The sequence below is a fragment of the Flavobacterium sp. genome (assembly GCF_035299245.1).
GTDB lineage: Bacteria > Bacteroidota > Bacteroidia > Flavobacteriales > Flavobacteriaceae > Flavobacterium.
Genome location: NZ_DATGWY010000009.1, coordinates 283853 through 293647, shown reverse-complemented (window position 1 = coordinate 293647; position 9795 = coordinate 283853). Strand labels below are relative to the sequence as shown.

10 protein-coding genes are annotated in these 9795 nt (G+C 35.4%); 5 read left to right on the top strand and 5 right to left on the bottom strand.

Annotated features, from left to right (window positions below; translation table 11 throughout):
- Positions 1–265: 265 nt before the first annotated feature.
- Together recJ and VK161_RS07455 are read left to right on the top strand one after the other, a co-directional pair.
- Positions 266–1957 (top strand): single-stranded-DNA-specific exonuclease RecJ, encoded by a 1692-nt coding sequence (recJ, locus tag VK161_RS07460; RefSeq protein WP_324214141.1) that lies wholly within the window; start codon positions 266–268, stop codon positions 1955–1957.
- Entirely contained in the window at positions 1954–3150 is a 1197-nt protein-coding gene (locus tag VK161_RS07455) for a cytochrome c3 family protein (protein ID WP_324214140.1), read from the top strand. The genes recJ and VK161_RS07455 overlap by 4 nt, the downstream gene beginning before the upstream one ends.
- 101 nt (positions 3151–3251) lie before the next feature.
- Here VK161_RS07455 and VK161_RS07450 read toward each other — a convergent pair whose 3' ends face one another.
- From VK161_RS07450 to VK161_RS07435, 4 genes are all read right to left on the bottom strand, one after another.
- Positions 3252–4004 (bottom strand): UDP-2,3-diacylglucosamine diphosphatase, encoded by a 753-nt coding sequence (locus tag VK161_RS07450; RefSeq protein ID WP_324214139.1) that lies wholly within the window; start codon positions 4002–4004, stop codon positions 3252–3254.
- 4 nt (positions 4005–4008) lie between these two features.
- Positions 4009–4461: a 6-carboxytetrahydropterin synthase gene (locus VK161_RS07445; RefSeq protein WP_324214138.1), complete on the bottom strand. Its 453-nt coding sequence runs from the start codon at positions 4459–4461 to the stop codon at positions 4009–4011.
- 32 nt (positions 4462–4493) lie between these two features.
- The gene (locus VK161_RS07440; RefSeq protein WP_324214137.1) at positions 4494–4670 is read right to left on the bottom strand and encodes a hypothetical protein; all 177 of its coding nucleotides are present in this window, start codon (positions 4668–4670) and stop codon (positions 4494–4496) included.
- Between the two features lie 86 nt (positions 4671–4756).
- Positions 4757–5581, bottom strand: coding sequence for an Omp28-related outer membrane protein (locus VK161_RS07435; protein ID WP_324214136.1), 825 nt, complete (start codon positions 5579–5581; stop codon positions 4757–4759).
- A gap of 100 nt (positions 5582–5681) precedes the next feature.
- Between VK161_RS07435 and VK161_RS07430 the strand changes: the two genes are divergently transcribed.
- The 3 genes from VK161_RS07430 to VK161_RS07420 are packed head-to-tail and all read left to right on the top strand — an operon-like array spanning position 5682 to position 8957.
- Positions 5682–6158, top strand: coding sequence for a TlpA disulfide reductase family protein (locus VK161_RS07430; protein ID WP_324214135.1), 477 nt, complete (start codon positions 5682–5684; stop codon positions 6156–6158).
- 3 nt (positions 6159–6161) lie between these two features.
- Positions 6162–7862, top strand: coding sequence for a DUF6029 family protein (locus VK161_RS07425; RefSeq protein WP_324214134.1), 1701 nt, complete (start codon positions 6162–6164; stop codon positions 7860–7862).
- 12 nt (positions 7863–7874) lie between these two features.
- Positions 7875–8957, top strand: coding sequence for a hypothetical protein (locus VK161_RS07420; RefSeq protein WP_324214133.1), 1083 nt, complete (start codon positions 7875–7877; stop codon positions 8955–8957).
- A 44-nt stretch (positions 8958–9001) separates the two neighbouring features.
- On the opposite strand, the gene VK161_RS07415 is transcribed toward VK161_RS07420, so the two are convergent.
- Positions 9002–9736: a T9SS type A sorting domain-containing protein gene (locus tag VK161_RS07415; RefSeq protein WP_324214132.1), complete on the bottom strand. Its 735-nt coding sequence runs from the start codon at positions 9734–9736 to the stop codon at positions 9002–9004.
- Positions 9737–9795 lie beyond the last annotated feature (59 nt).

Here is a 9795-nt window from a genome sequence, read left to right as displayed (position 1 = left end):
GTTCAGAGTTCAGAGTTCAGAGTTCAGAGTTCAGAGTTCAGAGTTCAGAGTTCAGAGTTCAGAGTTCAGAGTTCAGAGTTCAGAGTTCAGTAATGGCTAACTTAGATGCTGATTGGGTTATTGTGTTTCAATTGTGGTTTTTACAATAAAGTAGTAAACAAAAATCTGCGCTAATCTGTCAAATCTGTTTCATCTGCGTTCTCTAAAATATTTTCTATATTTGTTAAAATTTACAAGCCAAAATAACCAATTAAACTCCATTATTATGCGTTGGAATCTCCTCTCTAAGCCCGAAAAAGAAAAAGTTCAGCAACTGCAAAACGAACTTAAAATTGACGAAATCATTGCGACTTTACTAGTACAACGCGGTATTGAAACGTACGAACAAGCGCGCACTTTTTTTCGTCCTACTCTAGCCGATTTACACGATCCGTATTTGATGAAAGATATGGACAAATCCGTAAGTCGCATTGAAGAAGCCATTAATAACAACGAAAACATTTTAATTTTTGGTGATTATGATGTAGATGGAACTACGGCTGTTTCACTCGTTTCGTCCTACTTAAAAAGTGTTTATCCCAACATTGACACCTACATTCCCGATCGTTACGACGAAGGTTACGGTATTTCCTATAAAGGAATTGATTACGCCGACGATAACGGAATTTCATTGATTATCGCATTGGACTGTGGCATCAAATCAATCGATCATATTGCTTACGCGAAGGATAAAAACATTGATTTCATCATTTGTGATCACCATCGTCCGGGCGACGAATTACCGAATGCCATAGCAATTCTCGACCCAAAACGCGACGATTGCACGTATCCTTATGATGAATTATGTGGTTGTGGTGTGGGTTTCAAACTCATCCAAGCTTTAGCCAAAAACCGCAATCAAACGACAGAAGATTTGATTCCGTATCTTGATTTGGTCGCTACTGCCATCGCTGCCGATATTGTTCCGATGACAGGCGAAAATAGAGTGTTGGCCAAATTTGGATTGGAAGTCATTAATGCGAATCCGCGTCCCGGAATCAAAGCGCTCATTCAAAATCTAAAAAAGAAAACGTTGTCCATAACCGATGTAGTTTTCATCATCGCACCTCGAATTAACGCTGCTGGCCGCATCAAACACGGAAAAGAGGCGGTTGCCTTGTTGACCGAATTTGATTTGGATCAAGCCGAACAATTTGCTTCCGAAATTGAACAGCACAACTCCGATCGAAAAGATTTGGACAAACAAATCACCATCGAAGCTTTGACACAAATTGAAGTCAATGGTGAGCAAGAAAACTTCACCACCGTTGTCTATCAAGAAAACTGGCACAAAGGCGTCATCGGAATTGTCGCTTCCCGATTGACAGAAACGTATTACCGACCAACCATCGTTTTTACCAAGAGTGGCGACAAACTTGCTGCATCAGCGCGTTCGGTAAAAGGCTTTGACATCTACAATGCATTGGAAGCGTGTGCCGAACATTTGGAACAATTTGGCGGTCACATGTACGCTGCCGGAATGACTTTGAAAGAAGAAAATTATCCTGCATTCAAAAAAGCCTTTGAGAAAGTAGTTCGCGACACCATTGCTCCCGAATTGCTGATTCCTGAAATCACTATTGATGCTGAACTTGATTTTTCTGAAATTCAACCCAAATTCATTCGATTATTGAATCAATTTGAACCTTTTGGTCCGCACAATATGACGCCTGTTTTTATGAGTAAAAATGCAAACGATACGGGTTATGCCAAAAATTTAGGCCAGAATGAAGAACATTTAAAACTCTTTGTAAAACAAAAGGGTTCAGATGGTTTTAGTGCGATTGGTTTTGGTTTGGGTTCGAAATTAGATTTGACAAAGAACCAGAAACCTTTTGATTTGGCCTATTGCATAGACGAAAATGAGTTCAATGGAACTGTAACAATTCAACTGAGAGTAAAAGACATTCGACCATGAAAAAATTCTTTCTTTTCCTAGTGTTGATTACTTTGATGAGTTGTACCCATTCATCCGAAGAGTACATTGACATTCGCGGAAAAGAATACGCTGGTTCGCAAAGTTGCATTCAGTGTCATCAAAACATCAGTGAATTATCGGCAAACAATTCACATACTAAAGCTTCGATGCCCGGATTAAAAGAAAACATTTTAGGCAGTATTGATGATGAACAATTTGCGTATACTTACAATCCGCACTTACACTTGAAAGTTCAAGAACACAAAGACAGCGTGTATCAAGTGGTGTATAAAAACGGAAAACCTACTGAAAAATACCGTTTTGATATCCTTATGGGAGTAAAACACGCGCAAACCTCAATGTTTTGGCATCAAAATAAGTTGTACGAATTACCCATTTCGTACTATCAATCGATAAACAATTGGGCGACAAGTCCGGGTTATGACGCACATTATCCCTTATTTGAACGAATGGTAAAAAAGGATTGTTTCAGTTGCCACAGTTCAAACATCAAAAGTCCGCAACCCAAAGGCGTAAAAGTAGGACAAGAATACGGCTCAACCGAATTATCAGGTCAATTGGACAAAAATTCTATCGTTTACGGAATTGACTGTGAACGCTGTCATGGTCCGGCAAAAAAGCACGTCAATTATCATTTGAAATTCCCAAAAGAACTAAAAGCACAATTCATCACCACTAAAACAAAGCTCAATAATCAGCAAAAATTGGATCAATGTGCGATTTGCCATTCGGGAAACAATTCGCCACAATTGAAATCGAGATTTGATTTTCGACCAGGTGATACTGTATCACAATTTTTCTTAAGTAATCCATCCGTTTCAAAAGAGGCAACAATTGACGTACATGGCAATCAATTGGAATTACTCAAACAAAGTAAATGTTTTACTAAAGACGCAACATTGAACTGTATTACATGTCATAATCCACACACTAATGCTGAAAAAAATGCAACCTATTACTCACAAATCTGTATGAGTTGTCATCAACAATCGAGTAAAAATTTCTGTAAAGTACAACCGTTTCAACCCAGTTTTAAAAACAATTGTGTGGATTGTCATATGCCTACAAAATCATCAACCGTGATTAGTTTTATTCCGTCAGGAAGCAAGAAAAAGAAGTACTATTCGTTGCGAACGCATAAAATTGGGGTTTATAAAAAGGCGGAAAAGTAAACCAATTAGTTTTTTGGCGTGCCCTTCGGTCGTGCTATCCGTTCCTCCCGATAAAATCGGGATTCACTTCTATCACTCACGCAATTGAGTTGTAAGTAAAACTATTGGGTTTCAAATTTCTTCAGTTCGAATTGTTCTCCATCAAAAACACCATAGGTAAAGTACCCAATCCAGTCGCCAAGATTGACATACGTGGAATTGTGACCGACTTCTTTAGTTATAGGCAAATGACGGTGACCAAAAACAAAATAGTTGTAGTGTTTGGTTTCTAACTTTCGTTTGGCGTATTGAATCAGCCATTCTTTGTCATCTCCTAAATAATGAACATCGGCTTCGCCCGAGATGAGTTTGTTTTTTACCGAAAGATAATGCGCTAATTTCACTCCAATATCAGGATGCAACCATCTAAAAAGCCATTTGGAAAACGGATTGGTAAAGACTTTTTTCATCCGTTTATAGCCTTTATCACCCGGACCTTTTCCGTCGCCATGACCAATTAAAAACGATTTTCCAGAAAAGGTAAACTCTTTGTTATCGTGATAAACGGGAATATTAAGTTCTTTTTCGAAGTAGTCGTTCATCCACAAATCATGATTGCCTACAAAAAAATAAATCGGAATTCCGCTGTCTCTAATCTCGGCCAATTTTCCTAAAACACGCACAAATCCTTTTGGAACCACCGTTTTGTATTCGAACCAAAAATCAAACAAATCGCCTAGTAAAAAAATCGCTTCAGCATCATGTTTTACTTCATCGAGCCACGCCACAAATTTTTGTTCACGCGGAAAACTCGCTTCAGGTGTTGGCGCACCTAAATGTTGATCGGAAGCAAAGTAGATTTTTTTGGAAGACATGAGATTACAAATTATCGGAAGCGTACCACTCAGCGAACGAGCTTTCCGTTTCCTGTAATTTTAATGAATGAAGTTCAATGGATTGAGGCAATCGATCTTTTATTTTTTGAGCAAAATCGATTACCATATTTTCACTTGTTGGTTGATAATCAACTAAAATTACGTGATGTCCGCGATTTTTTAGTTCGTTAGCCAACTCAACATGAGGAGTATTTTTATTAAAAACGGTAGCATGATCAAATTGATCAACAATTTCTTCTTTTACAATTTTCTTCAAATCTGAAAAGTCAATTACCATTCCGTATTTCACGTTGGAAGTATCAGAAATAGGTTCACCAATAACCGTTACTGAAAGTTTGTAGCTGTGACCGTGAACATTTTTACATTTTCCATCATAGCCATAAAGTGCATGACCTGTTTCAAAAGAAAACTGCTTAGTAATTCTGATTTTACTCATTGAAATGATATTAAGGTGCAAATTTATGAATTTTAATCGAAGTCTTTTCTGTTTTTAGCACGATAATACATATAGTACGCAATTCCGACAAAAACTACAAAAGGCAATAAATAACCAATTACTACTCCAATTTGATAACCACTATCGGGTGCATTTTTGAGTTTCTCATCAATATTGGTTTCTTGAACTAAAGATATGAGTGAATACATAGGTAGCTTTTTTATAATAATCAAAAGTATAAAAAAAGGCCACTTATAAAAGTGACCTTTCTCATGATATTATAATTTTTTCTTTCTTACGGGTTAATTTGAAATGTTTGAGCTTCGTTGATGTGTGCTTCTCTCACGTTGATTGCTTTGTTATCTGCACCCACAACAAAAGCGGCGAAACTAATGTTATTTGCATTTGCGATATTGGCAGGAACAGGAATTGAAAACGTTTTAGAAACAGTTGATCCATTTGTTGTACCTGTAATCGCATCACCTAAAATATCAGTCATCGAAACTCTTAATACGTGATTGTGAACGAAATTAGGTATCAAATAACCATCATAGTAATTAGTGTAGTTGAACTGTTGGTACACTAATCCGTTTTCCATCAAGTATACTACTAATTTTAAATCCGAATAATCATCCAAAAACTTAACATCAACAGTTAAATCAATAGTTCCATTACTCAACGTAGAATTCATAGCTAAACCAACCGTAGTATTATTACTAGTCAAATCTATGGCTTCTTGAGTATTCGAAACTTCAGGAAAAGTCCAAACATTCATTCGATTCAATCGAGAAACTGGTAAAGCAAGCGGACTATTTGGTAAAATTAAATTTTTTAATGGAGCAATTCCAGGAAAATGATACGGATCATTACCATTGTGTATCGCTACAGTAACCACATTATCGGTTTGTTCTTTTACTTGTTCAATTGCATAAGCAACACGAGTACAATTTCCGCACCATGTACCTGTATAATCCTCAATTAAAACATTCTTTTTAAAATAGCCAGAAATAGCTGGAGCGGTAGCACTTTGATCTGGACGATTTTCAACTACAACTGTATCACTACAAGAGAAAAACAAAGCTGTACTAGCAAACAAAGCTAAAAGTTGTATCTTTTTCATATTAAAAAAAATTTGCATGATTATTGATTGCAAATAAAACAAAAAAAACTTTAATCTTAATAATATTATTTATTTATTTGCAACTCTAATTGAACATTTTATGAAAAATTTATCTCTTTTATTGCTTTTTGTAGGATTTAATTTATTCGCTCAAAATAACCTTCCCGATTTGAATTTGACGACACTTGAAGGTAAGTCGGTTTCGTTGAAAAATGAGTTCAATGAAAAAGACAAATTATATGTTTTTTCTTTTTGGGCAACTTGGTGTGCACCGTGTATTAATGAACTTGATGAAATGAACGATCTTCAAGAAGATTGGAAGAAAGAGGCCAATTTTGAAGTTATTGCCGTTTCAACCGATGATTCTAGAACGCAAAAAAGAGTAAAACCTTTGGTAAACGGAAAAGAATGGACTTATAAAATTTTATTAGACACTAACCAAGATTTAAAAAGAGCACTTTCAATTGTAAACATTCCTTATACAATTGTAGTAAAAAACAATCAAATAGTTCACATTCAAAACGGTTATGTTCCGGGAAGTGAAGTTGAATTATTTGAAAAACTGAAGACTTTATAAAAAATGAAATTACAACAACTAACTCAACTACTATTTTTAAGTTTCATAACTACTACCGTATTTTCTCAAGAACAACCTAAAGAAAAAATTCAATTTAACGGCGGATTTGAATCCAATTCACAATGGTTTTTGGATGATAAATGTTTAAAAGACGAATTCAACAATCCAACTGTTGCTCCAGCTCAACCACTGCGTTCTAATAATTATCTTTTTTTAAATTTTAAATACAAGAATTGGTCGGCTGGTATTCAAGGCGAAAATTATAAAAACGAAGATGAATCGTTGGCTATTTACAATCCGAAATTCAGCGGAACCAATGTAGCGACTTATTTCTTACAGTACAAGAATAAAAAAATTGATGTTACCGCTGGTTATTTTTACGAGCAATTTGGTAGCGGATTATTGTACAGAAGTTGGGAAGACCGCGCTTTGGGTATCAATAATGCCTTACGTGGTGGACGAATCATTTTTAAACCAACGGATTACTTAACACTAAAATCCATTTATGGTCAACAAAGAACCGGATTTGACGTAAGTAGAGGAAAAATATATGGTGCCGATGTTGAAATAGGATTGTCACCAATTTTCAAAATGGAAACTACGGATGTTTCTCTGGGATTGACTTACATTGCAAGAGATGAAAAAACTGACATCGTAAATCAAAATTTTGATGATGTCACTAACGGTTATGCCGCAAGAATAAACGTGAATCATAACTCGGTTTATTTTTCAAGTGAATTTGATTACAAAACACATGATGCTGTTGTCCAAGCTCCAGGCCAAATTGACAATCGTTTGATAAAACCGGGTAGCGCATTATTAGTTAATACGGGTTATTCTAAAAAAGGATTTGGTATTGATGCCTCTTTCAGACGATTAGAAAACATGAGTTTCTTTTCGGAAAGAGATGCTAAAGGAAATACATTCAACGACCGATTGATGAATTTCATTCCGAGTTTAACCAAGCAACACCACTACAATTTAGCAAACATTTACGTTTATCAGGCACAACCAAGCGTACTTTTAGAAGATGTAGATTTTGTTAAAGCAGGTGAAATTGGCGGACAAATTGATGTTTTCTATGATTTTAAAAAAGGAAGTAAATTAGGAGGAAAAAACGGGATGAAAGTAGCCTTAAACGTTTCCAATTGGAACGCTTTGGGTGGTACTTTTTACATTTTCAATCCTCAAAATTACGAAACTGATTTCTTTAGATTTGGTAAAAGAATGTTTACAGACGCCAATATTGAAATTACCAAAAAATGGGATTCAAAATGGCAATCTGTCTTCAGTTACATCAACCAATACTACAACAAAAAATTCATAGATGGTAGATCAGGAGAAGTAAATTCAAACATTGTTGCTGCCGAAGCTACATACAAATTTACACCAACTCGCTCTATGAGAATTATGGGAGAACATATGTGGGCAGACAGTGACAAGAAAAACTGGGCTGGAGCAACGATAGAGATGAACCTAAATTCTAAATTCTCTGTTTATGTTTCTGATTTATACAACTACGGCAATGACTTAGAATACGCCAGAAACCATTATTATAACTTGGGTGGAGCATTCAGAAAAAAATCGACTCGAATTGCAATGAATTTTGGAAGACAAAGAGGAGGTTTAGTATGTGTGGGTGGAGTTTGCCGATTTGTTCCAGAAAGTTCAGGATTTTCATTATCACTCAATACGGCTTTCTAAATAGTAATCACAATGATAAAAATTCAGAAAATAACAATTGGTTTAGTATTTGGATTTTTGTTCTTTTTACTATCGTGTAGCTCTTCTGATGAAGAATATATTGACCTACCAAATGTTTCGGTAGACTTGACTCAAGTTCCTTATCCGAAATTATCCGATTATCATTTTTTTACAGGCGAATTAAAAAACTTAACTCCAAACAATGGAGTTATCTTGTACCAACCAGCCACTGAACTTTTTACTGATTATGCCGAGAAAAAGCGTTTTGTTTGGATGCCAAATGGAGCCAAAGCAACGTACGTTAACGATCATTCGGTTTTGGATTTACCCGTTGGAGCTGTTGTGATTAAAATGTTTTATTATACTAACGTACAACCAGCAAATACCACAAAAATTATTGAAACTCGTATGATGATACGAAAATCTACGGGTTGGATATTTGCAGAGTACATTTGGAATGACGAGCAAACTGAGGCTTATATAGAAACCCAAAGCACAACAAGAGTAATCAGTTGGAAAGACAGCAATAATGTGATTCATACTATTGATTACAGAACTCCCGAAGTAGATTTTGAATGCTTGCGATGTCATGCAAAATTTAACAACACCATTATCAGTCCGATTGGAATTAAACCACAAAACATCAACTACAATTTGACCTACGCTGAAGGTTCTAAAAATCAATTAACCAAACTGATTGAAACAGGTTATTTGGATAATAATTTGCCTTCTAACATCAATTCTACTGTTAATTTCAAAGACACTTCAAAATCACTGGATTTAAGAGTACGTTCTTATTTTGACGCGAACTGTGCACACTGCCATATTGATGGAGGAGAACCATCGTGGATGAACTTACGTTTTGCTTTCAACGAAACTGTTAACCCTATGAAAATGGGCGTAATGGCTCATGCTGCGCATTATTTGGAAGGTTATAACAGCATAACAGTAACACCAGGAAATGTTGGTCAATCGATTCTACATTATCGTGTAAATACCGAAAACGACTTGTTATACATTATGCCTCCATTAGGAAGAACCAAACGGCACACTGAAGCTGTACAACTCATTGAAAATTGGATCAACTCATTATAAAAAAGGCCCGCAAATTGCGAGCCTTTTTTTTATTTCAAAAACTATTACTTTTTGATTATCTTTTTAGTAGATGAATTTCCTTCATCATTTGTAAAATTAATTACATATACTCCAGAACTTATATTTGAAAAGTCAATGGATTGAACTCCATAGTTCAACTCAGAATTGTAAACCACTTTACCATTCAAATCATAAACTGCCATAGAAGTACTTTTAAGAACGTCTAAAATCAATTCATTATCAATTAAAGTAGATTTAACAATTACACCTGAAGTTTCTAATTGATTCACCTCATCAATTGTTAAATTAGGATCATAGCGGTAGGTAACTGTGATTGAATTACCCACTTCTGTTCCGCCTTGTGTCGCTTGATTCGTTTGATAAAAACGGAATACAAAATCAAGCGGATAAACTCCACTTCCTACGTTATCATTTAGAAAGTGATCAAAATTACCATTTGATGCATTTGGAGCTAAAGTAACACCTACACTTGGATAAGTTATTCCTTCTGCAACTTCAGGAAGACATTCTTCTCCAAAACACAACTGGAAATTTGTTCCATCATTATTTATTAAATCCTCACACTTTACCCAAACGTTCGTTGTTGTTGAACCAGTGTTTCTTACTTTAAACCCAACTTCAGCTTGAGGATAACCAGTTTGGTTATTCGCAATAACAGATCCACTTGGAATCGGAGTGAAATTTAATCGTGCAAGAGTGATTTGAGAAAAACCAAATTGCAACGTTAACAAAGCTAAAAGAGTAATTATCTTTTTCATTTTTTCTTTATTTTAACTACCATACTCTAAAGATGAGTTTAGAGTATAGCAGTCATTTT

What these genes read in the sequence shown, in the direction of transcription:
- VK161_RS07450 (WP_324214139.1), bottom strand. Translation starts at nt 4,004, where the DNA reads ATGTCTTCCAAAAAAATCTACTTTGCTTCCGATCAACATTTAGGTGCG.
- VK161_RS07435 (WP_324214136.1), bottom strand. Translation starts at nt 5,581, where the DNA reads ATGAAAAAGATACAACTTTTAGCTTTGTTTGCTAGTACAGCTTTGTTT.
- VK161_RS07420 (WP_324214133.1), top strand. Translation starts at nt 7,875, where the DNA reads ATGATAAAAATTCAGAAAATAACAATTGGTTTAGTATTTGGATTTTTG.
- VK161_RS07415 (WP_324214132.1), bottom strand. Translation starts at nt 9,736, where the DNA reads ATGAAAAAGATAATTACTCTTTTAGCTTTGTTAACGTTGCAATTTGGT.
- VK161_RS07425 (WP_324214134.1), top strand. Translation starts at nt 6,162, where the DNA reads ATGAAATTACAACAACTAACTCAACTACTATTTTTAAGTTTCATAACT.
- VK161_RS07445 (WP_324214138.1), bottom strand. Translation starts at nt 4,461, where the DNA reads ATGAGTAAAATCAGAATTACTAAGCAGTTTTCTTTTGAAACAGGTCAT.
- recJ (WP_324214141.1), top strand. Translation starts at nt 266, where the DNA reads ATGCGTTGGAATCTCCTCTCTAAGCCCGAAAAAGAAAAAGTTCAGCAA.
- VK161_RS07430 (WP_324214135.1), top strand. Translation starts at nt 5,682, where the DNA reads ATGAAAAATTTATCTCTTTTATTGCTTTTTGTAGGATTTAATTTATTC.
- VK161_RS07440 (WP_324214137.1), bottom strand. Translation starts at nt 4,670, where the DNA reads ATGTATTCACTCATATCTTTAGTTCAAGAAACCAATATTGATGAGAAA.
- VK161_RS07455 (WP_324214140.1), top strand. Translation starts at nt 1,954, where the DNA reads ATGAAAAAATTCTTTCTTTTCCTAGTGTTGATTACTTTGATGAGTTGT.